General features: G+C 64.1%; 21 protein-coding genes. 9 read left to right on the top strand and 12 right to left on the bottom strand.

Annotated elements, in window-relative coordinates:
* From ACQ4WO_RS00295 to ACQ4WO_RS00285, 3 genes are read right to left on the bottom strand one after another with little or no spacing between them, the layout of a single operon-like run.
* Entirely contained in the window at positions 1–2,589 is a 2,589-nt protein-coding gene (locus ACQ4WO_RS00295; protein WP_436479766.1) for an EAL domain-containing protein, read from the bottom strand.
* Entirely contained in the window at positions 2,586–4,616 is a 2,031-nt protein-coding gene (locus ACQ4WO_RS00290; RefSeq protein ID WP_436479765.1) for a sensor histidine kinase, YfiR-like protein-associated, read from the bottom strand. Before ACQ4WO_RS00290 ends, ACQ4WO_RS00295 begins: the two co-directional genes overlap by 4 nt.
* Positions 4,617–5,234 (bottom strand): TOL_0243 family YfiR-like periplasmic protein, encoded by a 618-nt coding sequence (locus ACQ4WO_RS00285; RefSeq protein WP_181878010.1) that lies wholly within the window; start codon positions 5,232–5,234, stop codon positions 4,617–4,619. It abuts the gene before it with no gap.
* A 223-nt stretch (positions 5,235–5,457) separates the two neighbouring features.
* On the opposite strand from ACQ4WO_RS00285, the gene ACQ4WO_RS00280 reads away from it, so the two are divergent.
* Positions 5,458–5,940 carry a CinA family protein gene (locus tag ACQ4WO_RS00280; protein ID WP_436479764.1) on the top strand — a complete coding sequence of 161 codons (483 nt, stop codon included), beginning with the start codon at positions 5,458–5,460 and terminating at the stop codon, positions 5,938–5,940.
* Here the strand turns inward: ACQ4WO_RS00280 and ACQ4WO_RS00275 are convergent.
* Positions 5,930–7,702, bottom strand: coding sequence for a GGDEF domain-containing protein (locus ACQ4WO_RS00275; RefSeq protein WP_436479763.1), 1,773 nt, complete (start codon positions 7,700–7,702; stop codon positions 5,930–5,932). The two genes, ACQ4WO_RS00280 and ACQ4WO_RS00275, sit on opposite strands and share 11 nt — an antisense overlap.
* Before the next feature lie 191 nt (positions 7,703–7,893).
* Here ACQ4WO_RS00275 and ACQ4WO_RS00270 point away from each other — a divergent pair, with 191 nt between their 5' ends.
* The 3 genes from ACQ4WO_RS00270 (at position 7,894) to ACQ4WO_RS00260 (ending at position 11,861) form a co-directional block, all read left to right on the top strand.
* Positions 7,894–8,622 (top strand): P-loop NTPase family protein, encoded by a 729-nt coding sequence (locus tag ACQ4WO_RS00270; RefSeq protein ID WP_099401722.1) that lies wholly within the window; start codon positions 7,894–7,896, stop codon positions 8,620–8,622.
* Complete coding sequence (gene traM / locus ACQ4WO_RS00265) at positions 8,623–8,964, top strand: conjugal transfer transcriptional regulator TraM (protein WP_436479762.1); 342 nt, start codon at positions 8,623–8,625, stop codon at positions 8,962–8,964.
* A gap of 77 nt (positions 8,965–9,041) precedes the next feature.
* Positions 9,042–11,861, top strand: a complete 2,820-nt coding sequence (locus tag ACQ4WO_RS00260; protein ID WP_436479761.1) for a M16 family metallopeptidase — start codon at positions 9,042–9,044, stop codon at positions 11,859–11,861.
* A 46-nt stretch (positions 11,862–11,907) separates the two neighbouring features.
* On the opposite strand, the gene ACQ4WO_RS00255 is transcribed toward ACQ4WO_RS00260, so the two are convergent.
* Entirely contained in the window at positions 11,908–12,309 is a 402-nt protein-coding gene (locus tag ACQ4WO_RS00255) for a ribosomal maturation YjgA family protein (RefSeq protein WP_436479760.1), read from the bottom strand.
* An 89-nt stretch (positions 12,310–12,398) separates the two neighbouring features.
* Positions 12,399–13,304, bottom strand: a complete 906-nt coding sequence (locus tag ACQ4WO_RS00250; protein ID WP_436479759.1) for a LysR family transcriptional regulator — start codon at positions 13,302–13,304, stop codon at positions 12,399–12,401.
* A 99-nt stretch (positions 13,305–13,403) separates the two neighbouring features.
* On the opposite strand from ACQ4WO_RS00250, the gene ACQ4WO_RS00245 reads away from it, so the two are divergent.
* Entirely contained in the window at positions 13,404–14,669 is a 1,266-nt protein-coding gene (locus ACQ4WO_RS00245) for an SGNH/GDSL hydrolase family protein (RefSeq protein WP_436479758.1), read from the top strand.
* A gap of 131 nt (positions 14,670–14,800) precedes the next feature.
* Here the strand turns inward: ACQ4WO_RS00245 and cysK are convergent, their stop codons facing one another.
* Positions 14,801–15,733: a cysteine synthase A gene (gene cysK / locus ACQ4WO_RS00240; protein ID WP_128141793.1), complete on the bottom strand. Its 933-nt coding sequence runs from the start codon at positions 15,731–15,733 to the stop codon at positions 14,801–14,803.
* Between the two features lie 99 nt (positions 15,734–15,832).
* Positions 15,833–16,297, bottom strand: coding sequence for an FKBP-type peptidyl-prolyl cis-trans isomerase (locus ACQ4WO_RS00235; RefSeq protein ID WP_034746152.1), 465 nt, complete (start codon positions 16,295–16,297; stop codon positions 15,833–15,835).
* Between the two features lie 95 nt (positions 16,298–16,392).
* Here ACQ4WO_RS00235 and thpR point away from each other — a divergent pair, with 95 nt between their 5' ends.
* Entirely contained in the window at positions 16,393–16,920 is a 528-nt protein-coding gene (gene thpR / locus ACQ4WO_RS00230; RefSeq protein WP_436479757.1) for an RNA 2',3'-cyclic phosphodiesterase, read from the top strand.
* 14 nt (positions 16,921–16,934) lie between these two features.
* Here thpR and tcdA read toward each other — a convergent pair whose 3' ends face one another.
* Complete coding sequence (tcdA, locus tag ACQ4WO_RS00225; RefSeq protein WP_436479756.1) at positions 16,935–17,780, bottom strand: tRNA cyclic N6-threonylcarbamoyladenosine(37) synthase TcdA; 846 nt, start codon at positions 17,778–17,780, stop codon at positions 16,935–16,937.
* A 112-nt stretch (positions 17,781–17,892) separates the two neighbouring features.
* Here tcdA and pdxH point away from each other — a divergent pair, with 112 nt between their 5' ends.
* Both pdxH and ACQ4WO_RS00215 read left to right on the top strand, forming a co-directional pair.
* A complete protein-coding gene (gene pdxH / locus ACQ4WO_RS00220; protein WP_436479755.1) occupies positions 17,893–19,110 on the top strand; it encodes a pyridoxamine 5'-phosphate oxidase in 1,218 nt (405 codons plus the stop codon).
* A 127-nt stretch (positions 19,111–19,237) separates the two neighbouring features.
* A complete protein-coding gene (locus tag ACQ4WO_RS00215) occupies positions 19,238–20,473 on the top strand; it encodes a class I SAM-dependent methyltransferase (RefSeq protein WP_436479754.1) in 1,236 nt (411 codons plus the stop codon).
* Between the two features lie 16 nt (positions 20,474–20,489).
* Here ACQ4WO_RS00215 and msrA read toward each other — a convergent pair whose 3' ends face one another.
* Positions 20,490–21,023, bottom strand: a complete 534-nt coding sequence (gene msrA / locus ACQ4WO_RS00210; protein WP_436479753.1) for a peptide-methionine (S)-S-oxide reductase MsrA — start codon at positions 21,021–21,023, stop codon at positions 20,490–20,492.
* Positions 21,024–21,200: 177 nt separating this feature from the next.
* On the opposite strand from msrA, the gene ACQ4WO_RS00205 reads away from it, so the two are divergent.
* Positions 21,201–21,707, top strand: coding sequence for a flavin reductase family protein (locus ACQ4WO_RS00205; protein ID WP_034746143.1), 507 nt, complete (start codon positions 21,201–21,203; stop codon positions 21,705–21,707).
* A gap of 38 nt (positions 21,708–21,745) precedes the next feature.
* On the opposite strand, the gene ACQ4WO_RS00200 is transcribed toward ACQ4WO_RS00205, so the two are convergent.
* Together ACQ4WO_RS00200 and ACQ4WO_RS00195 are read right to left on the bottom strand one after the other, a co-directional pair.
* Entirely contained in the window at positions 21,746–22,432 is a 687-nt protein-coding gene (locus ACQ4WO_RS00200) for an OmpW/AlkL family protein (RefSeq protein ID WP_181878008.1), read from the bottom strand.
* Positions 22,433–22,530: 98 nt separating this feature from the next.
* Positions 22,531–23,922 carry an SGNH/GDSL hydrolase family protein gene (locus tag ACQ4WO_RS00195; protein ID WP_436479752.1) on the bottom strand — a complete coding sequence of 464 codons (1,392 nt, stop codon included), beginning with the start codon at positions 23,920–23,922 and terminating at the stop codon, positions 22,531–22,533.
* Between the last annotated feature and the right edge of the window lie 20 nt (positions 23,923–23,942).

The raw sequence follows: 23,942 nt of genomic DNA, 5'->3' as shown, positions 1-23,942 counted from the left end.
CTAGCGGACCGCCACCCGCGCCAGCCCCGGCTGGTTCACCATCCAGTAGTGCTGGAAGGCCAGGCGGATGTTGTCGCGCAGCTGGGTATCGTCCCACGGTTTCGTATAAAAACGGTAGATGGCGCCCCGGTTGATCGAGTCGAGCACGGCTTCCAGGCCCGTGTAGCCGGAGAGGATGATGCGGATGGTTTCCGGGTACAGCTCTTTTACTTTACTGAGGAATTCCGTGCCGCTCATGCTCGGCATGCGCTGGTCGCAGACGATCACGTGCACCCGGTGCAGGGCCAGCATTTCAAACCCTTCGGCCGGCGTGCTGGCCGTAAGAATCTGATAGCCCTCGGGACGGAACAGGCGGTGCAATGAGGACAGCACGTTGACGTCGTCATCGACGATGAGCAGCGTCTGCGCCGGCTGCGCGGCCGGGTCGTGGCCGGGCGGCAGGCCGGCGCCGGCGACGATCATCTGCCCCAGTTCCAGCGCCGGCAGGGCGCGGCTGAAATAAAAGCCCTGGATCTCGTCGCAGCGGTTGCGCCGCAGGTATTCGAGCTGCGGGCGCGATTCCACGCCCTCGGCCACGACGCTCAGTTTCAGGCTGTGCGCCATGCTGACGATGGCCAGCGCGATGGCCGCGTCGTTCGGGTTGCTGGTGATGTTGCGTACGAAGGCGATGTCGATCTTCAGCTTGTCGATGGGGAAGCGCTGCAGATACGCGAGGCTCGAGTAGCCGGTGCCGAAATCGTCGATCGCCACCTTCACGCCGATTTTCTTCAGTTTGCCCAGCACGACGATGGTGCGCTCGGCGTTCGACATCAGCGCCGTTTCCGTCAGTTCCAGTTCCAGCAATTCCGGTGCCACGTTGTGATGCGCCAGCGCGCGCGTCACTTCGCCTTCCAGGTCGCCTTCGGCAAACTGGCGGCTCGATACATTGACGGCCACGTGCACTGGCCCCACTTCGCTGTCGCGCCATTCGGCGATCTGGCGGCAGGCGGCCTGGATCACCCAGGCGCCCACGCGCACGATCAGTCCCGTGTCTTCCAGCACGGGCACGAATTCGGCGGGCGCCACCAGGCCGTAGCCGGGACGGCGCCAGCGCAGCAGCGCTTCCACGCCGCTGATGCGGCCCGTGCGCAAATCCACCTTGGGCTGGTAGTACAGGATGAACTGGTCGTGTTCGAGCGCATGGCGCAGCGCCAGTTCCAGGTCCAGGCGCGCCAGCACCTGCACGTTCATCCCGGCCGTGAAAAAGCGGTAGCCGTCGCGGCCCGCCTGCTTGGCGCCGCCCATGGCCGTATTCGCGTATTTGATCAGGGTTTCCGGGTCGGTGGCGTCGTCCGGATACATGGCGATGCCGATGCTGGCCGTCAGGGTGGCCGCGTGGCCGCGCAAGTCGAATGGCGCCCTCAGGGTTTCGCGCACCTGGTTGGCCACAGCCACGGCTTCCTGCTGGTTGCGGCTCATCGTCAATATCAGCGCGAATTCGTCGTTGCCCAATCGCCCCACCGTGTCGCGCAGGCGCACGCATTCGACGAGGCGGTTGCTGAACTGGCGCAGCAGCTCGTCGCCCAGCGCCGCGCCCAGCGTGTCGTTGATGCTTTTAAAACGGTCGAGCGCGATGAACAGCACCACGATGCGCCAGCTTTTCTCTTGCGCCAGTTCCACGGCCTGGGCCAGGGTCTGGTAGAACAGGCTGCGGTTCGGCAGCCCCGTCAAGCCATCGTAATGGGCCAGGTGCTTGAGGCGCTCCTGCGCCTGGCGCCGCTCGCTGATGTCGCGCGCCACGGCGATCAGCAGCAGGCCGCCCGCGCCAGGGGTGCCAGAATAGCCGCCCGTCACGGGCGCTTGCGCATACCAGTGCCAACCCAGTTCCACGGGGATCAGGCTCAGGTCGCGCCGCACCAGTTCGCACTCCGTCACTTCCGTGGCCAGATGGGCAGGGCCGCCCGGCAGCGCGGCCAGCGGCGGGGCCGGCGGCGATGGCAGCAAGGTGCCCGGCGCCAGCGCCAGCAGTTCGTTGCGCGCATAGCCGAGCAGGCGGCAAGCGCCGTCGTTGACGTCGACCAGGTTCATGCCCACCACGTCGACGAGGAAAATGGCGTCCGTGGTGGCGTCCATGGCGCCGCGAAAGCGCTGCAGTTCGGCCGTGCGCTGGCCCACCGTTCGTTCGAGCAGGGTGTTGTAGTGGCGCGCAGCGCGGTGCAGCAGCCGCACTTCGAGCATGTTGCGGATGCGCGTGAGCACCTCCAGGGCATCGAAGGGCTTGCTGATGAAGTCGCGCGCGCCCGCTTCCAGCGCCGCCAGCTTGGCGTCCGGGTCGGCGGCGATCACCAGCACGGGCAGGTAGCCTTCCAGCTCCAGCGGACGCAGGGCATCCATCACCTCGTAGCCGCTCATGCCGGGCATCACCAGGTCGAGGATGATCAGATCGAACTGGTGGCGCTGGTGCAGGCCGGCCACGGCGCGCGCATCGAGGGTGCTGGTGATGGCCGTGTAGCCGCCGCTTTGCAGCAAATGCTCGAGCAGGCGCAGATTGACTTCCTGGTCGTCGACGAGGAGAATTTTCGCCGCGTAGATATCGGCCTGGCTGATCATGGCGCGCCTGTTCCCTTCTGCCGGCGCTGCTGCGCCACATAGGCCAGGGTGCTGTTGATCGCCTCGGTAAATTCATCGAGGTTGATCGGCTTGGTCAGGTAGCGGTAGAAGCCCAGCGCCATGCTGCGCTCGACGTCGCCCGGCATGGCGTTGGCCGTCAGGGCGATGACGGGGATGTGCGCCGTGCGCGGATCGGCGCGCAGCAGTTTCAGCGCATCCGTGCCATTCACGTTCGGCAGGTTGATGTCCATCAGGATCAGCTGCGGCAGGTGCGTGCGCGCCATTTCCACGCCCAGACGGCCATCGGTGGCCGTCAACAGCTGCAATTGCGGGCAGTAGCGCACGATTTCCTCGACCAGGGTCAGGTTGGCGGGATTATCTTCCACGTACAGCAAGGTCACGGGGGCGCTGTGATCGAGCAGCGCCCCGGCCAGGTCCGGCCGCGGCAAGGCGGGAGCCGCAGGCATGGGCAAGGCATCGACCACGCGCAGCTCGATCCAGAAGGTGCTGCCCTCGCCGGGCGCGCTGGTCACGCCGATGCTGCCATCCATCAGCTCCACCAGGCGCTTGGTGACCACCAGGCCGATGCCACTGCCTTCTTCCGTGCCGCCCTCCTGTCCCAGCCGGTTGAAAGGCTGGAACAGCAGCGCCACCTGTTCGACGTCGAGGCCCACGCCCGTATCGCGCACGCTGATGCGCGCCCGCCCGCCCGCCTGCGGCGCACAATCGATGGCTACCTGCCCCTGCTCGCGGTTGTACTTGAGCGCATTCGACAACAGGTTCAACAGGATTTGCTTGAGGCGCGTGCGGTCTGCCAGCACGTTCAGGGGGCAGGCGTCAGGGAAGGTCATGCCGATGCCGCGCTGGCTGGCCAGCGGCGCGATCATGTCGCGGCATTCCTGCAAGATGGCGTCCAGGCCCACCGGTTCGAGCGACAGGCTGACGGTGCCCGACTCCACCTTGGCCAGGTCGAGGATTTCATTGATCAGTGTCAGCAGGTGGCGCCCCGATTTCAGGATATGGCCGGCGAACTCCTTCTTTTGTTCCAGGGTCGACGGCAGGCGGTCGGAACTGAGGATTTGCGCGAAGCCCAGGATGGCGTTGAGCGGCGTGCGCAATTCATGGCTCATCGACGACAAAAACGCCGACTTGGCATAGTTGGCGCTGCGCGCCTCTTCCATCGCCATGGCCAGTTCGCCATTCGTCATTTCCAGCTGCATCGTGCGCTCGTGCACGCGCACTTCCAGTTCCTGGTTCAGGCGCATGACTTCCTGCTGCGCCTCGGCGCGCTGCTCGCCTTCGCGCGCCAGCTCGCCGTTCGAGCGCTCCAGCGCCTGCGTGCGCAGCTCGATCTCGGCCAGCATCTTGTTGAAGGAATCGACCAGCTGCGCCACTTCGTCGACGCTGAGCTTGCGCGCGCGGCGCGAGTAGTCGCCCGTCTCGATCACTTCGCGCGCCACGTCGGCGATGTCGAGGATCGGCTGCGTGATGACGAAATCGAGGCGGCGCAGCAGCAGCAGGGCCACCAGCAGCGCCAGCACCGTCACGCTCAGCGCGATGGCCAGGTAATCGGCCGTGCGGCCGGCCAGCTCGTAATCGGCGCGCAGATACACGGTGCCCAGCAATTCGCCATTGTCGACGATGGGCTTGAACAATTCGACGGATTTGCCCGCGATGCTGACGCCTTCCTTGCCCGCCTTCGCCGGCAGCTCGCCCACATGCTGATGCGCGCGGTAGCTGGCAAACAGGCTGCCGTCGGCCTTGTACAGGGCGCCGGCCGTCACGCGCGGACGGATGCGCATCAAATTGAGGTTTTCCAGTGCCAGGCGCTCGTCGTCGAAGGCCAGCGCGGCCGAACTCATATGCCCGAGCAGCTCGGCCTGGGTACTGATGTCGGCCACCAGATTGCGGTGGTAGGCGCGCAAGTCGTAGACGACGATGGTGCCCAGCGAAATGACGAGCGCCACCAGGGTGGTCAGCAAGACCACCGACATCAGCTTGTGGCGGATGGAACGCAGTCTGATCATCTAGGCGCCCCCAGTCTGCACGCGGTAGGCGGCCAGCAGCATGCGCGCGCTGATGCGGATATGCGCCTGCGCCACGGGTTTCAAGGCCACGTCGAAGCGGACCTTGTCTTCGGCCATCACAAAATTGATCATGCTGCCCATCGCGTAGACCTCATCCGAATCGGACACCGTCAGCAACGCCAGGCCACGGCTGGCGGCCAGCATCTCCTGCAGCGCCGTTTTCTCCAGCGCGCCCAGGTACAGCACGTGCAGCCCGGCCAGCGCTTCGCCGCGGCGCACTTTTTTCACCTGCACGACGCGGCCGTGGACACTATGCCCGGCCACGCTCTGCTCGAGCTGCTCGGCCAGCGCATCGGCGCCCGCCACGCCGATCACCAGCGGCGAGTCGGGCCGGGCAAAGCTGCCGTCTGGCCACTCGACATAGCCGGCAAACTTGTACAGATACGCGGCCTTGACCTGGCGTTCCAGCTCCCCCGGCACCTGCGATCGCGCATCGGCGCACAGCACGCCCAGAAGCAGCAATAGCCAGCCCCAGCGCAGGGAGCGGCGAGCAGCGCCGCGCGCGGGGCGGCGCAAGGGGCCAGGATGATGCCACCAGGTCCAGTTCAGAATTGCCATGACAACCGAGTAAAGATAATGCATACGAAGGCGCGGCACCATGCCGCTTGCCTGTTCGGGCGATGCGCACCAGGGTGGCGCAGCGACAGAGCGCCTGCCGGCCCGAAGTGGTAGCAAATGTATAAAAGAGTGTACGCATTTTCGCTGTGACCGGGGAAAGTTTCTTTTACCATTGGCCATGCTACAGTCTTGCCACCATTTTCACCGCATGCAGGAGTCATCCATGAGCAACGAACTCGTCCCCCTCTCCACCGCGCTCGGCCTGGCCTTGCAGGCGAAAGGCCTGCTGCTGGCCACGGCCGAATCGTGCACGGGCGGCGGCGTGGCGCAGGCCGTCACCGATATCTCGGGCTCGAGCGCCTGGTTCGAACGGGGCTTCGTCACCTATTCCAACGCAGCCAAGAGCAACATGCTGGGCGTGCCCGCCGAACTGATCGCCGCACACGGCGCCGTCAGCGAGGAAGTGGCCGCCGCCATGGCGCAAGGCACCCTGGCCCACAGCGAAGCGCAGGTGGCCGTCTCGACCACAGGCATCGCCGGCCCCACAGGCGGCGTGCCGGGCAAGCCCGTCGGCACCGTCTGCTTCGGCTGGGCCATGGACGAGCGCATCCAGACGCAGCGGCTCGTGTTTGCCGGCGACCGCCAGGCTGTGCGCGAGCAGGCCGTGGCGCACGCGCTGCGCGAACTGCTGCGCTTTATTCAGTAGCGTCGGCGATGCAGGCGCGGTCGCGGCCCGCCTGCTTGGCCGCGTACAGCGCGCTGTCGGCGCGCATCAGCAATTCGTGGCGGCCGGCGCCGTGGCGCGGATACTCGGCGATGCCGGCCGAAAAGGTGCAGCCCGTCAAGCTGTGCGGCGCCTGCTGGATCAGCAGCTGGCGGTAGCGCGCGGCGATATCGTCGATCTTGTACGCGGCGATAAGGCTGTCGGCTTCGCGCAACAGCAGGCAGAATTCCTCGCCGCCATAGCGGCAGACCATATCGGTGCCGCGCAGCTGGCCTTCCACCAGGCGCGCGAACTGGATCAGCACTTCATCGCCAAAGTTGTGCCCGTAGGTGTCGTTGACGCGCTTGAAAAAATCCAGGTCGATGATGGCGATGGCCACGGGCGCATCCGCGTCGGCCTCGTGCAGGATGGCATTGAGGCAGGTTTCAAAATGGCGGCGGTTGTACAGCCCCGTCAGATGGTCGCGCATTGCCTGTTCCTTCAGGCTGTCCTGCAGGGAATTGACGTGCAGGATCTGGTGCGCCAGTTCACGGTTCAGGTGCTCGAGCTTGACGTTTTCCGATTCGCGCGCCGCCTGCAGTTCCAGCGCCTTGTCGCGCTCGGCCTTCAGGCTGTGCATTTCCTTTTCCAGGTTGCGCATCAGGCTGCGCGAGGCGCGCGCCGACTTGCTGCTGGCCTCGTAGGCTGCCTGATATTGCTGCAGGAAGCCATACGCGGCCTGCCATTCGCCCAGCTGGGCGTTGATGTCGGCCAGTCCCCGCAGGATCTGCTGCTGGTGAAACGGATTGCGCGTCCAGCTCAGCAGGCTGTGCGCCTGCGTCAGCGACGCCAGCGCCTGCGCCGTCTGGCCCGCGTGCAGGTCCAGCTTGCCGCGCACCAGCCACGCATGCATCTGCTCTTCCAGATCCTGACCCCGGCGCGCGTACTCCTCGGCCCGCAACAGCAATTGCAGGGCACTGTCGGGCTGGCGCAACAGGATGGCCGCGTGGGCGGCGATGCAGAACAGAAAGGCGCGCACGGCCAGGTCTTCTTCCGGCCACTCGTAAAACGGTTCCACCAGCGCCAGCGCCTCGGCCGGCTTGCCAGTGGCCAACAGACACATGGCCAGATTGGCCGAGACGATGGTTTGCTGGTATTTGAGCTTTTGCGTGCCGATGATCTCGAGCGCCTCGACCAGCAGGGGAATCGCGTCTTCATCGTTGCCCAGGTCATGCTGCGACGACGCCAGGTTCGACAGGCTGTTGACCCGGTGCGCGGGGCTGCCGAAGCGCTCGGCGATGTCGAGCGCCAGCAGGAAATTGCGCGGGCCGTCCTGCGTATCGCCACGGTTCAGGGCATCGACGCCCAGGCGCGCGTACAGCATGAACTTGTGCAGCGAGTCGGGGATCTGCGCGGCCTGGCTGCGCGCCAGCAGGAAATGCTGCTCGGCATCGGCAAAATCGCCGCGCCGGCTCGCATACGCGCCCTGCAGGGCGGCCACTTCCATGCCCCCTTCCAGGTCGCCGCTGTGCTGGAAATACGCGCCCAGGCGCTCGCATGACGGTTCGGCCTCGCCCGCGTAATACGCGAGCCAGCAATGATTGAGTTCCGCATACGCGCCGCCGCGCGCATACTGTTGCCGTTGCGCCGCCGCCAGCGCCATCTGCGCCAGCCGGCGCGCCTGGCGGCGGTTGCCGACCAGGCAAGACAGGGCCTGCTGATTCAGACGGTCAATGTCGGCTTTATCGAGACTGGAGATCGGCACTGCGTCCTCATTCATACGCTGGGGTGCATTTTTCACACAAAACTTGCTCTACATCAATGGTATCCTGATTAACATCATAACCAGATTCGCTGTTCCGCATGGCATATTTGCAAAGGATTGTGGTAAAAATGCCAGTCGACGCTGTCACGGATCTTTGATTGTCACTGACGCAACAACTTGGAGTAGTCGCAATGCAAAACACGGTACATTTCATCCTGCAGGGCAAGGGCGGCATCGGCAAGACCCTCGTCTCGACCCTGCTGGCCCAATGGATAGGCGGCAAGGACGACACGCCTTTGCGCTGCTATGACACCGATCAGGAAAACGCCACGTTCTCGCGCTACAAGGCGATGCAGGTCAAGCATGTGCCCGTGATGACGGATGCGCGCAACATCGACCCGAAACGCTTCGACGCCCTGATGATCGACATTCTCGACACGGATGGCAACTGCGTGATCGACAATGGCGCGAACACGTTTTCGCCGCTGATGGGCTACTTGCTGGAAAACGACTGTTTCTCGCTGCTGGAAGAATCGGGCCGCAAGGTGTACATCCACACCATCGTCGGCGGCGGCGATACCCTGCACGACACGGCCACGGGTTTTGTCGCGACGGCCCAATCGACGAAAGTGCCGCTGGTGCTGTGGCAAAACGAACACTTCGGCCTGCTGCAATCGGCGTCCGGCAAGCAATTCGTCGAATCGCAGTCGTACAGCGACAACCGCGCGCGCGTGAAAGGCAGCATCACCCTGAGCCAGCGCAATCCCGATACCTTTGGCGCGGACGTCAAGAAAATGAACACGGCGCGCCTGACGATGCAGGAAGTGCTGCAGAACGACAAGTTCAACATCATGGAAAAGCAGCGCATCAAGGTCGTCTACCGCGACATCTTCGAACAGCTCGACAAGGTGCAGTGGTAGATGGACCAGCACAAACTGCGCAGCCACGTGTTCGACAAGACGGGCATCAAGGTCGACGTCGATGACCCCATATTCGCCCTCGTGGCGCTGAACGAAGCCGTGCTGGCGGAAACCGTCGAGCGCCAGCTGGCCCTGCTGGATTCTGCCACGCAGGCGCTGGCGGCACAGGCGCGCGCGGCGGGCGGTTTGCCTGCGGCCGTGCCCCAGCCTGTGCCGCAAGCGCCCCTGTCCGCCGCTTGGTTTTCTCCGCGCGAATGGCGCTTGCTGGGCGCGGCCGCCATCGTCTCCATCGCCTGCGCGCTGCTGGTGCTCGGTGGCGCGGCCCTGCTGTATAAACTGTAGCAACGACCGTAGTAACGTCGCGCTGCGCCAGCCACGAGCGAGCCGCAGCGTTTTTCCACCCATCCCTGGAAGCATGCATGAAACCAATCAAACTGCTGGCCATTCCCGCCCTGTTGCTGTCGCTGTACGGCGCCCCGCTCACCCTCGTCCATGCCGCAGATGCGGCCGTCACGACGGGCGCCACGGCCGTGCCCAATATCGCCTACGAAAAATACACCTTGCCGAACGGCCTCGACATCATCCTCGTGGAAGACCATAAATTGCCCGTCACGGCCGTCAACATCTGGTACCACGTGGGACCGGCGAATGAAGCGCCGGGGCTGACGGGCTTTGCGCATCTGTTCGAGCACATGATGTTTGCCGCCACCAAGCACGTGCCGCGCGGCATGGCCGACCAGTTGCTCGAAGGCGCGGGTGCCACCGATTCGAACGGCAGCACGGATTTCGACCGCACCAATTATTTCGACACGGTACCGTCGAACCAGCTGGAACTGGCACTGTGGACGCATTCCGACCGCATGGGCTACCTGCTCGATGTGCTCGACCAGACGGCGCTGACGAACCAGCAGGACGTGGTGCGCAACGAGCGCCGCCAGAGCGTGGAGAATGCGCCGTACGGCATCGTGCAGGAAGCGCTGTACCACCAGCTGTTTCCCAAGACCCACCCGTACTACGCCAGCGTCATCGGTTCGCACGCGGACATCCAGAACGCGAAACTGGCCGACATCAAGGATTTCTTCAGCAAATACTATGGCCCCAACAACGCCAGCCTCGTGATCGCGGGCGATATCGACAAGGCGAAGACCAAGGAACTGGTCAACAAATATTTTGGCAGCTTCAAGAGCGGCCCGGCCGTGCCGAAACCCGATGTCGTGACGCCGCCCATCACGCAGGAACGCCGCGTCGTGGTGCAGGACCGGGTCGAGTTGCCGCGTGTCTTCATGGCCTGGCTGACGCCGTCCGCCTACACCAGGGATGACGCGGAACTGTCGATGGCCGCGCACATCCTGGCCGGCGGCAAGTCCAGCCGTTTATATAAATCCCTCGTGTACGACAAGCAGATCGCCCAGGATGTGGGTGCCAGCCAGGGTTCGAACGCCCTCACGTCGATTTTCACCATCGATGCGACGGCACGCCCGGGCCGCAAGCCCGAGGAAATCGAGCAAGCCTTGCAGGCCGAGCTGGAACAATTGCGCGCCAAGGGCCCGACCGAGAAGGAACTGGAACGGGCGCGCAACAGCATCGAGACCAACATGCTGAGCCAGGTGGAAAAAATGGGGGGCCACGGCGTGGCCAACTTGCTCAACGAATACAACCAATACGTGGGCGACCCTGGCCACCTGGCCAAGGATATCGAACGCTACCGCCAGGTGACGGCGGCTGGCGTGCAGCGCGCCGTCGACCAGTACCTGAAGAACCAGTCGCGCGTGGTCGTCTATGGCGTGCCCGGCACGCCGGACCTGGGCGCGGAAGTGCCGACGCCGGCGCCGGGCAAGGTCAAGCCTGCGCCAGGCACGGCCATCAATGCGGACGAGCCATGGCGCAATGCCGTGCCAAAGGCCGGCCCCGCGCCGAAGATTGTTTTACCGCAAGGAAAATCGTTCACCCTGGCGAACGGTTTGACCGTGATCCACCACTACAACGGCGCCGTGCCGCTCGTGTCCAGCCAGCTGGTCATCAAGAGCGGCTCGGGCGCCAATCCGCTGGCGCAGCCGGGCTTGTCGAGCTTTACGGCGCAATTGCTGCAGGAAGGCACCAGTACGCGCAGCGCGCCGCAAATCGCCGACGACGTGGCGCAACTGGGCGCCCTGCTCAATGCCGGTTCCGGCGTGGACGCCTCGTTCGCCCAGCTGACGTCGCTCAAAGCGACGTTCCCGCAAGCGCTCGACGTGCTGGCCGACGTGGTGCTGCACCCGCAATTCCCCCAGGAAGAAGTCGAGCGCCAGCGCGCCAGCCGCATCGGCGAACTGGCGCAGCAGCGCGAAAACGCGGGCGCCGTGGCGGCCCGCGTGGAGGCGGCGGCCCTGTACGGCCCGCAGCATCCATATGGCTACATCCAGCTGGGCACGGAAGCAGCCTTGAAAGCGGCCAGCCGCGCCGACCTGCAAGGTTTCTGGCAGCAGCATTACCTGCCAAACAATGCGGCGCTGATCGTTTCGGGTGATATCGGCGAGGCGGAATTGAAGGCGCTGGCCGAAGCGAAGTTCGGCAGCTGGAAGGCAGGCACGGTGGCGCCGTCCGTGGCCGCGGCGCCGCAGACGACGAAGGCAAAATTGATTTTGGTCGACAAGCCGGGCGCACCGCAAACGGCCGTGCGCCTGTCGACCATCGCCGTGCCGCGCGCCACGCCCGATTACGCGCCGCTGCAAGTGATGAACGCGGCCCTGGGCGGCTTGTTTACCAGCCGCCTGAACACCAACTTGCGCGAAGAAAAGGGGTACACGTATGGCGTGCGCTCGCAATTCCAGTACCGCAATCAGCCTGGACCGTTCTCGATTGCCGCCAGCGTGCGCACCGATGTGACGGGCCCGGCCGTGTCAGAAACCGTCAGGGAAATCCGCGCCATGATCGCCAAGCCCTTGGCTCGCCAAGAACTGGCGAATGCGCGCAACTCGCAAGTGCTGTCCTTGCCGGGCCAGTTCGAGACGAATGCCAGCATCAGCGCCAGCATGGCCAACACGTATATCTACGGCCTGGGCCTCGACTACTACACGACCTTGCCGCAGCGCTTTGCCAGCGTGACGGACAAGCAGGTGCAGCAGGTGGCGAAAAAATACCTGCAGCCGGAAAAGCTGATCGTCATCGGCGTGGGCGACAAGGCGAAGATCGCCCCGCAATTGTCGAAGCTGAAACTGGCGCCCGTGGAAGTGCGCGATGCCGAAGGTAACGTCAAGTGATACTTATGGGGCTAGTCCTGTCAGGTCTGGCCCCACATATCAAAGCTTAGCGGCGCTTGAACAGCGCCGCTTTATCGACCAGCGCCGCGATCGCCACGCCCGCCGTGTAGGCGATCAGGTCGACCCAGCCGAAGGCGGAGCCCAGCACCAGGTGCCCCAGCGGATGCGCGCGCAACGCGACGATCCACGGCGCCTGGTATAGCTGGCCGAATTCCACGGCAAAGCAGATCAGCAAGGCCGTCAGCGCCAGCTGCCACGTGCGCATGCGCGTGGCGACGATGCCCAGCGCAAAGACGATCATCATGGCCCACAGGGCGTCGCCCGGATACTTGCCGAGCACGGCGGGGACGAATTGGGGAAAGGCGCGCGAAGCCAGGCCCAGCGCGATGACAGCCACGGTTGCGCCCACCTGCAGCAGGCGGCGGCGTTCAGGTTTTACCAGGAACATATTTCCATTCAAAGGCACAATACGGGCCGAACCATTGCGGCCCGTCCGATATTGTACTGCGCGGCCGTGTCCGGATGCAGCCTATCGCATCACTCCAGCTCGACGTGCTGCGCCAGGAAGTCGAGAAAGACGCGCACGCGCAGCGGCACATGCCCGCCTTGCCCCACGAACACGGCATGCATTTCCTCGCTGTCGCCCGGGTTGAACTCTTCCAGCACGGCCTGCAGCCGGCCGGCCGCAATATCGGCGCGCACCTGGAAGGCGGCCAGGCGCGCCAGACCCAGTCCCGCCAGCGCCAGTTGCCGCAAGGCTTCGCCATCGCTGGCCTGTGCATTGCCAGTGACGGGCACGACGATGTCGCCTTCGGGCAGGCGCAGCGGCCAGCCCGAGCGGGCGCGCGCATAATTGGCGTCGAGCAGATTGTGTGCGGCCAGATCGGTGGCAGCCAACGGCGTGCCGCGCCGCGCCAAGTAGCCTGGTGCCGCCACGATGACCATGCGCGTCTGGCCCAGCTTGCGCGCCAGCAGGCTGGAACTTTTCAGTGGACCGGCCCGCACGGCCACGTCCGTGCGCTGCTCGAGGATATCGACGACGGCATCCGTGAGCACGATGTCGAGCGTCACCTCCGGATAGCGTTCGAGAAACAGGGGCGCCAGCGGCAACAAAAAATGCTGGCCGAACGGCACGTTTGCATTGACCTTGATTCTGCCGCGCGGCACGTCCTGCACGCCGGCGCAGCGCTCGGCCTCGTCCAGCGCCGCCAGCACCTGCTGCCCCCGTTCGTACAGGCCGCAGCCCTCGGCCGTCAGCTGCAACTGGCGCGTGGAGCGGTTCAGCAGGCGCGCCCCCAGGCGCTCTTCCAGCCGCGAGACGAGCTTGCTGACGGCCGACGGCGTCATGCCGCAGGCGCGCGCGGCGGCGGAAAAACCGCCCAGCTCGACCACGCGCACAAATACTTCCAGCTCGCCGGAGCGGTTCACTTCCAGTCTGGCCATTGTGAATTCAACTCATAAATGTTCTTCGATGAGATAGTCTAGTGCATAAATGGCTTTGCTTTCATCATGCTGACATTCCCCTTGATGAAGCGAGCCGCCATGCAACGATTGTCCCTCCTCCCCGCCATCCTGCTGAGCCTGGCGCTGAGTGCTCCCGCCGCGCATGCGGTCGATCCCGCAACCTCCTGGCTGGCCAGCTGGACGGCCAGCCCCCAAGCCGTGTGGCGCAGCGATTTCCTGTTCCCCAGCAATGTGCCCACCGTGCTGCACGGGCAGACCGTGCGCCAGGTGGCGCGCCTCAGCGTGGGCGGCCCGCGCGTGCGCATCGTGCTGTCGAATGCGTACGGCAAGGTGCCGCTGCGCATCGGCGCGGCCACCGTGGCCCTGGCCACCTCCGGTTCAGCCATCGAACCCGGCAGCCTGCGCACGCTGACGTTTTCCGGCCAGCCGGCGGCCAGCGTGGCGCCGGGCGCGCCGCTCGTCAGCGATCCCGTCGAGCTGTCCGTGCCGGACCTGGCCCGGCTGACGGTGAGCATCCACCTGCCGCAGGCCAGTCCCGTCGCCACGTTTCACTGGGATGGGCGCGAGACGGCGTGGATCGCCCCGCAGGATCAGACGCGGGCCGCGCGCATCGATGACGCGCCCGGCGTACAGACCACCACGGCGCGTCTCTTGCTCAGCGCCATACAGGTGGAAGCGGCGCAGGGGGCGCAAGCGGTGGCCATCCTCGGCGATTCGATTAGCGATGGCGCCACTGCCAGCCTGGGGATGGATGCGCGCTGGCCCGATTTCCTGGCCCGGCGCCTGGCGCCGCACGGCGTGGCCGTGATCAATGCGGGCATTTCCGGTGCGCGGCTGTTGTCCGACGGCATGGGAGACAATGCCCTGGCCCGTTTTGAACGCGACGTGCTGGCGCAGCCTGGCGTGCGCACGGTGGTCGTCTTGTTGGGAATCAATGACATCAGCTGGCCCGGCACGGCGTTTGCGCCACGGCAAAAACGGCCGACATTGGAAGAGTTAACAAACGGCTACACCCAACTGATCGCCCAGGCGCGCAGCCGCGGCGTGCGCGTGATCGCTGCCACCCTGACGCCATTCGAAGGCGCCCTGCCCGGCACGCCCTTGAGCAACTATTACCAGCCAGAAAAAGATGCGCTGCGCCAGCAATTGAACGCGTGGCTACGCGCCAGCGGCAGCTTTGATGCCGTGCTCGACTTCGACGCGTTGGCGCGCGACCCTGAGCACCCGCTGCGCCTGCTGCCCGCCTACGACTCGGGCGACCACCTGCACCCGGGCGACGCAGGCAACCGGGCGCTGGCGGAGGCGATCGACGTGTCCCTACTGTTGCCAGCGCGGCAGCCGTAACTGGCTTTACAACGCCGAACAAAACCGTAGCGAGCGGAAGGAAGTTGTGGTCGAGAAGCGCAACTGTACGAAGGTACAGTGAGCATCGCAGGCCGCAAATTACGACGCGCAGTAGGTTTGGTTCGGCGTTCCTAGTCGCCCAGGCCCGCGTACAAAGCGGTACTCAGGTAGCGCTCGCCGAACGATGGAATGATGGTGACGATGTGCTTGCCCGCGTTTTCCGGACGGCGCGCCACTTGCAGGGCTGCCCACAGGGCGGCACCCGACGAGATGCCGACCAACAAGCCTTCATCGCTGGCGGCCAGGCGCGCCGTGGCGAAGGCGTCGTCGTTCTTGACGCAAATGATTTCGTCGTAGATGGCCGTGTTCAAGATCTGCGGCACGAAACCGGCGCCGATGCCCTGGATCGGATGCGGTCCCTTGGTACCCTTCGACAGCATCGGCGACGCTTCCGGTTCCACGGCGATCACCTGCAAGCCGGGCTTGCGTTCCTTCAGCACCTCGCCGATGCCGGTAATCGTGCCGCCCGTGCCCACGCCGGCGACGACGATGTCCACTTGCCCATCCGTGTCGCGCCAGATTTCCTCGGCCGTCGTGGCGCGGTGGATGGCGGGATTGGCGGGATTGTTGAATTGCTGCAGCATCAGGTAGCGCGGGTCGGCCGCCACCAGTTCCTCGGCCTTGCGGATGGCGCCCAGCATGCCTTCGCTGCCGGGCGTGAGCACCAGTTCGGCGCCATAGGCGCGCAGCAGGATGCGGCGTTCGCGGCTCATGGTGTCGGGCATGACGAGGGTGCAGCGGTAGCCGCGCGCGGCGCACACCATGGCCAGCGCGATGCCCGTGTTGCCGCTGGTGGGCTCGACGATGACGGTATCGGAATGGATCTTGCCTGCGGCTTCCGCGGCGACGATCATGGCCAGGCCGATGCGGTCCTTGACGCTGTGCGCGGGATTGTAGAATTCGAGTTTGGCCAGGATGGTGGCCACACTGCCGGCAGCGATGCGGTTGATGCGCACCAGGGGGGTATTGCCGATCAGTTCAGTGACGTCGTTGGCGATATTCATGGGTGTGGTCTCCACAGCAATTTCAGAAGAACCCAGTCTACCGCGTTTCAGAGCGTAAATGGCGGCAGCGCGGGCATGCGCAGCCGCCAAACTGAACAATTACTTCACGTCCAGCAATTCCACATCGAAGATCAGTGCCGAGTTCGGCGGAATGTCGCCATTGCCGGCGCCGCGCGGGCCGTAGGCCAGTTCGCCTGGAATGATCAGGGTGCGCTTGCCGCCCACTTTCATGCCGGCCACGCCCTGGTCCCACCCCTTGATGACCATGCCCTTGCCGAGCGGAAAGTCAAACGGGCCACGACCGACGGAGCTGTCGAACTTCTTGCCGCGCGAATCTTTCGCCAGCGGACGGTACAGCCAGCCCGTGTAGTGCACGGTGACGTTACTGCCGACGGACGCTTCCTTGCCCGTGCCGACCTTGTTGTCGATCAGAATCAATTTATCGGCGACAGGGCCTGGGCTCAGCGAGACGGCGGAGGCGGGAACAGGCGCTGGCGCCTGTGCCTGCGCCAGCGACGCGGCGACGGAGCAGATCAGGGCAAACAAAACGGAGCTACGCGTCATGATGTATTCTTTCAGTGAGTTTCGGTAAGATCCCTGCCAGTGCAAGTGGGCAGGGAACGCCAATAATAGCAAACCGCCGCAACGATAGGAAAAACTTGTCGCCCGACACACATTGCCCCCGCCTGTTTTACGCGCTGTGGCCCGATGCGGCCACGCGCGCGGCCCTGGCCGCCTGGCAGGCGCGCCTGGAAGGCAAACCCGTGCGTCCGGACAAGCTGCACCTGACCCTGGCCTTCCTGGGCCAGCGCCCCGCCGGCGACCTGTCGGCCCTGCTGGATATTCTGGCGCAATTGCCGGCGCATCCCATGCCCCTGCTGTTCGATCACGCCAGCCATTTTACGAAGCTGGCGCTGGCCTGGGCCGCCCTGGCGCAGCCTTCTCTCGCCTTGCTGGACTTGCGCACGGCCTGCATGCAGCGCCTGGCGGAACAGGGGCTGGCGCCCCGCTTCGAGCACGACCGTTTTACGCCGCACGTGACCCTGGCGCGTCAGGCGCCGCCGCCGGCCATCGGGGACTTCGCGCCCATCGCCTGGCTGGCGGATGAGCTGGTGCTGGTGGAATCGCTCAAGAGCAGCGGCGACTACCGCATCCTGGCCAGCAGGAAGCTGATACATGCAGCGTGACTTAGGCAACTGACCTAGGCGGCGTCCGGCAAGGCGGCCAATTTGTCCTGGCGCAAGCTTTTCAGCGCATGCGCGGCCGCCACCATGCCGAAGCTGGCCGTCACCACCACGCTGGAGCCGAAGCCGGCGCAGTTCAGGCCCGTCACGCCGGCGGGCGCGCTGCCATCGATGGCGCACGCTTCGGCGCTCTCGGGCGTGCTCAACGGTTCCATGGAAAACACGGCGTCGACATTGAATTTGTTTTTCACGCCACGGGGGAAACCATATTCGGTACGCAACAGTTTGCGTACTCTCTTGAGCAGCGGTTCCTGTTCCGTTTTCGACAGGTCGCGCACGGCGATCAGGGTCGGGTCCGTCTGCCCGCCCGCGCTGCCGATGGTCAGCATGGGAATGTTGCGCGCGCGGCAATATGCGATCACGGCCGCTTTCGCCTTGGCATTGTCGATCGCGTCGACCAGGTAGTCGAAATCGCGCCCGCCCAGCAATTGGTCCAGATTATCGGGGGTAATAAAATCCTCGATCTGCGTGACCTGGCAAAACGGGTTGATCAGTTCGATGCGTTCGGCCAGGGCCGTGATCTTGGCCTGGCCGATGGTGTCGCTCATGGCCTGGATCTGGCGGTTGATGTTCGATTCGGCAACATTGTCGAGATCGATCAGGGTCAGGCGGCCGATGGCGCTGCGCGCCAGCGCTTCGACGATCCAGGAACCGACGCCGCCCACGCCGATCACACACACATGGGCGGCGCGGAAACGGGCCAAAGCCGGCGCGCCGTACAGCCGGGCGATGCCGCCGAAACGCCGCTCAAAATCGATCTCGGTCAAGTCCATGGAAATTAGTTCATTGGTGGAGGTATGCATGGCGCCATTTTAACGGACACTGCGCTGACGGATATTCTAAAATAGCCGAATTGACACAGCGACAAGCAGCACTGTCGCCGCGCCCCCACACTGCCCATCACGAGAACTCGCCATGACCTCTCCCCTGTTCGACTCCGTTCCCGGCTTTGACCAGCCCATCGCCGTGCTCAAGCATTGCCACGACAAAATCCGCAAGCAGCTGACGACCCTGCAAAACCTGCTGGGCCATTTGGCACAGCACGGCAACACGACGGACGCGCAGCAGGCGGCCAAGGCGGTGTTGCAATATTTCAATAAAGCCGCCCATCTGCACCATGACGATGAAGAGCAGGACTTGATGCCCATGCTGCAAGCGACTGCCACGGGCGACGATGCCGCCCTGCTGGCGACCCTGGTACCGGAAATCCTGGCCGACCACCAGCGCATGGATCAGGCCTGGCTGACCCTGCGCCCGGAACTGGACGCCATCGCGGCCGGCACGGGCACGCAGCTGCCCGCCGATGGCGTGGCCGCCTACGTTGCCGCCTACCAGGCTCACATGAGCAAGGAAGAGGGCCAGCTGGCGCCCATGGCCAAGCGCCTGTTCAGCGCGCAACAAATGGAGCAGCTGGGCACGGCCATGCAGCGCCGCCGCGGCATCGCGCCCGATGTGCCTGACGCGGCCGCTCCCGCCGTCCCCGTGCACGACGCCGTCACCCTGGCCGCCATGCGCATCGACTATGTGCAAAGGCTCTTGTCCGAGGACGACGTACAGCGCGACCCGATCGCGCAATTCGAAAAATGGTTCGATGAAGCACTCAAGTCCCAGGTCAGCGAACCGAACGCCATGAGCTTGTCTACCGTCAGTCCCGAAGGCAAGCCCAGCTCGCGCATCGTGCTGATCAAGCAGTTCGATGAGCGGGGCTTTACCTGGTACACGAATTACAACAGCGACAAGGGCCAGCATCTGCAACACAATCCAAACGCGGCCCTGCTGTTCTTCTGGCGCGAACTGGAGCGGCAAGTGCGCATCGAGGGCACGGTGGTGAAAACCACGGCGGCCGAGAGCGACGAGTATTTCAATGTGCGTCCCCTGCAAAGCCGGCTATCGGCGATTGCCTCGCAACAAAGCGCCCCCATCGCCGACCGTGCCGTGCTGGAAAGCAATTACGAAGCCGTGGCGGCCGCCGTCGGCGACTCGCAGCCGCCGCGCCCGGCCCACTGGGGCGGCTACCGCTTGCAGCCGGAGCGCATCGAATTCTGGCAGGGGCGCCGTTCGCGCTTCCATGACCGCATCGTGTTTACGCGCGGTGCTGACGGGCAATGGAGCATGCAACGCTTGCAACCGTAAGCAGAATAACCGGGGCGGCGCAAAGCAAGCTGGTCAATATAGGTGTAGGCTATGAAGGCAGAAGTTACTAAATAATATTGTTTCTCAATTTGCAGCCCCGGCTGGGGCCGCTTCATTGGAGGCCATTTTGTTTGTACAAAACCAACTCAAGTCCTGGATCGCCAGCATCCGCAGCAAGACCGCCTTGCCGCTACGCATAGAATTGTGGAACGGCCAGCACGTCGACCTGTCCAGCGAAGCGCCGCGGGTCACCATCCGCCTGCCGACCGTCGCCTCGGCCCGCTATCTGCTGAACCCCTCGCTGGCGAATCTGGGTTCGGCCTATGTGGAAGGCAATATCGAGGTCAAGGGCACGGCCCAGGACATGATTTCCATCTGCAATGCCCTGGCGCGCAATACCTTGAAACCGGAAGGCAAGCTGGCCCGCATCGTGCGCAGCTTTACGCACGACAAGAGCAAGGATGCGGAAGCCATCCGCTACCACTACGACGTGTCGAATGCGTTTTATGAACAGTTTCTCGACCCCGGCCTCGTGTATTCCTGCGCCTATTTCGAACAGGGCGATGAAACCCTGGCACAGGCGCAAATCAAGAAGATCGAGCATATCCTGAAGAAAATCCAGCTACAGCCGGGCCAGACCCTGCTCGACATCGGCTGCGGCTGGGGGGCGCTCGTGATTCGTGCCGCGCAGCAATATGGCGCCCGCTGCGTGGGCGTGACCCTGTCGGAAAACCAGTACGCGCTGGCGCGCGAGCGCGTGGCGGCGGCCGGCCTGGCGCACCTGATCGACATCCGCCTGCAAGATTACCGCGACGTGACGGGCCAGTTCGACCGCATCACCAGCGTGGGCATGTTCGAGCACGTGGGATTGAAGCATTTGCCCGACTACTTTTCCATCATCAACAAATTGCTGGCGCCCGACGGCATGGCGATGAACCACGGCATCACCTCGACCGATCCGGACAATGGCGAAACGCCGTACGGCGGCGGCGAATTCATCGAAAAATATGTGTTCCCGCATGGCGAGCTGGCGCACATCGGCAATGTCCTGAAAACCATGCAGCAGGGTGGACTGGAAGTGCTGGACGTGGAAAACCTGCGGCGCCACTATGCGCGCACGTGCGCCCTGTGGACGGAAAATTTCGAAGCCCATGCCGAGCAGATCCGTCCATTGGCGGGCGAACGGCGCTTCCGCATCTGGCACGTCTACCTGGCCGGCTGCGCCTATGCCTTCGAGCAAGATTTGATCAGTCTGTACCAGATCGTCTGCGTAAAGGCGGGCCGGCGTTCTTCCGCACTGCCCTGGTCGCGCAACTACATGTATACGCAGGATGCCAGGCCGGCGCCCGTGCTGGCGAACTGACAGGCGCACGGGGCGCCTACTTCAGGCGCCCCGCATACATGGCGCGGAATTTCTCCACCTTGGGCGCGACGACCAGCGCGCAATAGCCCTGCAAGGGATGCTGCTCGACATAATTCTGGTGGCACTCCTCGGCCGGATAAAAGCTTGCTGCCGGCGCCAGTTGCGTGACGATGGGCGCATCCCACACGCAGGCCATCTCGGCGAGCACCTTGCGCGCCACCTTTTCCTGCTCCGCCGACTGGTAATGGATGACGGAGCGAAATTGCGTACCGACATCGTTGCCTTGCCGGTTCACGGTGGTAGGGTCGTGCAGGGTAAAAAAGATTTCCAGCAAGTCGTGATAACTGATGACGGCGGGATCGAACTCCAGGCGCACCACTTCCGCGTGGCCCGTCTCGCCCGTGCACACCTGTTCATATGTGGGGTCGGCTACGCTGCCACCCGTGTAGCCGGCCTCGACGCGCGTCACGCCGCGCACTTCCCCGTACACGGCATCGAGGCACCAGAAACAGCCACCACCGAATACCGCCACTTCCGTCTGTTGATGCATGATGTCCTCCCGCAACGCCTCTGCGACGTATCATTTCATTACTGTAACGCAAAGCGCCATGGCCTGCAGCGCCGCTTGAAACGGTGCGTGGTGCACCGCACATAAGGGGCATGCCGGCCACGATTGCGCTGGCGCGGCCGATTTTTGGCATAATGTCAGCAAATAGACAGGTCACCCATGAACACACGCTCCCCCCGCGCACCAGCACAAGAATTCGATACGGCACATTTCCGCCAGGCGCTGTCGCAGTTTGCCACCGGCGTGACGGTCATTACGACGCGCCTGGCCGACGGCAGTTTCCGCGGCTTGACGGCCAGTTCCTTCAATTCCGTCTCGCTGTCGCCGCCACTGGTGCTGTGGAGCCTCGGTTCCGTGGCGAACAGCATGCCCATCTTCAGCGGCAACTCGCATTACGTCATCAACGTGCTGGGGGCCGAGCAGGCGGAACTGGCCACGCGCTTTTCACGCCGCACGCCGAACCCGTTCGACGACGTCGAATACGAGCTGTCGCGCACGGGCCAGCCCATCCTGAAAGGCGCATCGGCCTGGTTCGAATGCCACAACCGCAGCCGCTATCCGGAAGGCGACCACGTCATTTTCGTGGGCGAAGTGGAACAATGCGCGTTTGCCGCGCAGCCGCCTTTGATCTTCCACAATGGAAAGTTCAATACACCGCCAGCCTGAGCGGGACAAAAAAAATCCGCCGAGGCGGATTTTTTGTTTTACAGGGTAAAGTTATACCCGATGCTGACACTCACGGCGAGCGGATCGAGCGTAATGCTCTGCGTCTGCCCCGTCGAGAATTTCGCCTTGGTTTTCAGGAAGGTCTTGACCACGGCCACGTCGGCAAACCAGCGTTCGTTGAAGGCCAGGGTGCTGCCGACCACCAGGCTGCCCGCCAGCTTGTTGTCCAGGCGGTAGGTGACGGGCGATCCACCCGGATCCAGCAAGGCCGTCATCTGGCCCGAGCCTTTTTCCTTCTGGAAATAGGCATACGTCAAGCCCGCGCCCACGTAAGGGCGGATCATCGCATTGGGCTGGAAGAAACGGTACTGGATGAAAGCCGTCGGCGGCAAGGCTTCCGCCGTCCCCAGCTTGCCCGTACCCTTGATGGAACCATCGCCGATCAAGTCATGCTTGTACGGCACGCCCAAGATCATTTCAGCGGAAATATTGTCCGTGATCATGTAGGCAAAGGTCAGGATGGGCTTGGTATCCGGCTTGACGTCGGCCTTGGTGTTCGGCAGCGCCGGCGCGGAAATGTCACCACTGTCCACGTGCGGCGTAATCTTGTTGAGGCCAGCCTTGACCATCCAGGTGCCTGCGCTTTGCGCCGAAGCGCCCGTCGCCATGGCCATCGCGGCGGCGGCTGCCAGCACGCGTACAGCGGTATTCAAACGATTTTTCATCTTGTCTCCTGATCATTATGTGCGGATAGCTGGGCTATCCAGTCTTGTCGCTGCCAGCGCCAGCCACGCCCAGGGGACGCAGCTGGCGCGGCGATTCCTTACAGCCAGCCCCGCACGACCATGTCCTTGGCCACATAACGGGCCAGCAACAGGTTGTTGAACGGCGTAGGATGCACATCGTCGGCATACGAGTAATGGCTGACGTCGCCCGCTTTCAGGTTCGAGCCATTGCAGACCAGCGAGCTGCCCAGAATATTGCCTGGCGCGCTCAAGTCGCACGCCGTCTCGCTGACGTTGGTCAAGCCATACGGGCCAGGGTTGGTGGCCTGGTCATGGCTGACGGCAAACACGTCGACCAGCAAGACTTTCGCGTTGGCGCTCAGGCCGCCGCTCAGTTCGCCATTGAAGGCGCTGACCATGGCATTGATGAGCGCCTTGGTATTGGCGTCCTTGCTCAGGCCCGATGGCGTACCGGCCACGTCCGGCAGATTGTTGACGATGACATAGTTGGCGCCCTTGGCGATGATCTGGTCCTTGACCAGCGCCACCAGTTCGGTACCCGCTTGTTTCATCGCGGCAACCAGTGCAGGCCCTTGGGCCACGGCGTAATCGGCACCGGCCTTGGCGCCGGCAGCGTTACCCGTCACCGTCGCATCGGCTTGCGCCTTGGTGACCAGCGGACCATACACGCTAGCCGAAGCGACCGCCGTATTGCCGGCAATGACCGCGGCTTGCACGGCGGCGCCGACGATGGCCTCCGACGTGGCGCCCGGCGCAGCGCTGGCCGTCTTGATGGCGGCGCCGATGGCAGCTGCTGCCGTGGTGGGGTTGGGGGCGCCGGCCGCCAGGGCCATGGTCAAATTGGTGGCGAACGCCTGGGCGCCGGCGGCCGCGCCAGCAGCCTTGCCAGCAGCGGTCGCGCCCGCTTGCAATGCGCCCAGCTGGAACAGCACGTCATTGCCGCCGGCCATCACGAAAACGGCTTCCGTGCCGCTGAACTTGCCGCCGGAAACGGCCAGGTGGTTCGCGATCTGCGTCACCACGGGCACGGTCAGGGCGCCCAGCGCACTGCCCGTCAATTTATTGTTCGGACCGACGGGGTTGGTCACGCGCGAACCGCCCATGGCGTAGCCGTAGCAGCCAGCATGCTTGACGCGCGGTACGGAAAGGCCTTGCGCCGCATTCCCCTCCAGACCCGTCTCGGCGGCGCATGGCGCGGCCAGGCCGAATTGCGCGGCCAGGTGCTCGGTCCAGTTCTTGCCCGTCAGTTCAGGATTGATCTTGGTATTGTCGCCATTGATGGTGAACTTGCCGCCACCTTTGGCCTGCACCGTGCCCACGGCATACGAACCGACATCGGACAGGCTGTCGCCGAACGACACCTGCGCCGTGTATTTGACTTTCAAGGCTTGATCACCGCCACTGGCGCCGCCGCAACCTGCCAGGACAGCCGCAGCCAGCACGGCCAGCGCGAATTTTGTTTGATGCATTTTGTCTCCTCGGTCTTTTT

Source organism: Janthinobacterium aestuarii, from assembly GCF_051380835.1.
GTDB lineage: Bacteria > Pseudomonadota > Gammaproteobacteria > Burkholderiales > Burkholderiaceae_D > Janthinobacterium > Janthinobacterium aestuarii.
The sequence above is the reverse complement of the archived record's forward strand: the minus strand, read 5'-3'. Positions and strand labels throughout refer to the sequence as shown.

Excerpts from the sequence above, each read along its gene's own strand:
- ACQ4WO_RS00295 (WP_436479766.1), bottom strand. The coding sequence starts at position 2,589 with ATGATCAGCCAGGCCGATATCTACGCGGCGAAAATTCTCCTCGTCGAC.
- ACQ4WO_RS00290 (WP_436479765.1), bottom strand. The coding sequence starts at position 4,616 with ATGATCAGACTGCGTTCCATCCGCCACAAGCTGATGTCGGTGGTCTTG.
- ACQ4WO_RS00285 (WP_181878010.1), bottom strand. The coding sequence starts at position 5,234 with ATGGCAATTCTGAACTGGACCTGGTGGCATCATCCTGGCCCCTTGCGC.
- ACQ4WO_RS00280 (WP_436479764.1), top strand. The coding sequence starts at position 5,458 with ATGAGCAACGAACTCGTCCCCCTCTCCACCGCGCTCGGCCTGGCCTTG.
- ACQ4WO_RS00270 (WP_099401722.1), top strand. The coding sequence starts at position 7,894 with ATGCAAAACACGGTACATTTCATCCTGCAGGGCAAGGGCGGCATCGGC.
- traM (WP_436479762.1), top strand. The coding sequence starts at position 8,623 with ATGGACCAGCACAAACTGCGCAGCCACGTGTTCGACAAGACGGGCATC.
- ACQ4WO_RS00260 (WP_436479761.1), top strand. The coding sequence starts at position 9,042 with ATGAAACCAATCAAACTGCTGGCCATTCCCGCCCTGTTGCTGTCGCTG.
- ACQ4WO_RS00255 (WP_436479760.1), bottom strand. The coding sequence starts at position 12,309 with ATGTTCCTGGTAAAACCTGAACGCCGCCGCCTGCTGCAGGTGGGCGCA.
- ACQ4WO_RS00250 (WP_436479759.1), bottom strand. The coding sequence starts at position 13,304 with ATGGCCAGACTGGAAGTGAACCGCTCCGGCGAGCTGGAAGTATTTGTG.
- ACQ4WO_RS00245 (WP_436479758.1), top strand. The coding sequence starts at position 13,404 with ATGCAACGATTGTCCCTCCTCCCCGCCATCCTGCTGAGCCTGGCGCTG.
- cysK (WP_128141793.1), bottom strand. The coding sequence starts at position 15,733 with ATGAATATCGCCAACGACGTCACTGAACTGATCGGCAATACCCCCCTG.
- ACQ4WO_RS00235 (WP_034746152.1), bottom strand. The coding sequence starts at position 16,297 with ATGACGCGTAGCTCCGTTTTGTTTGCCCTGATCTGCTCCGTCGCCGCG.
- tcdA (WP_436479756.1), bottom strand. The coding sequence starts at position 17,780 with ATGCATACCTCCACCAATGAACTAATTTCCATGGACTTGACCGAGATC.
- pdxH (WP_436479755.1), top strand. The coding sequence starts at position 17,893 with ATGACCTCTCCCCTGTTCGACTCCGTTCCCGGCTTTGACCAGCCCATC.
- msrA (WP_436479753.1), bottom strand. The coding sequence starts at position 21,023 with ATGCATCAACAGACGGAAGTGGCGGTATTCGGTGGTGGCTGTTTCTGG.
- ACQ4WO_RS00205 (WP_034746143.1), top strand. The coding sequence starts at position 21,201 with ATGAACACACGCTCCCCCCGCGCACCAGCACAAGAATTCGATACGGCA.
- ACQ4WO_RS00200 (WP_181878008.1), bottom strand. The coding sequence starts at position 22,432 with ATGAAAAATCGTTTGAATACCGCTGTACGCGTGCTGGCAGCCGCCGCC.
- ACQ4WO_RS00195 (WP_436479752.1), bottom strand. The coding sequence starts at position 23,922 with ATGCATCAAACAAAATTCGCGCTGGCCGTGCTGGCTGCGGCTGTCCTG.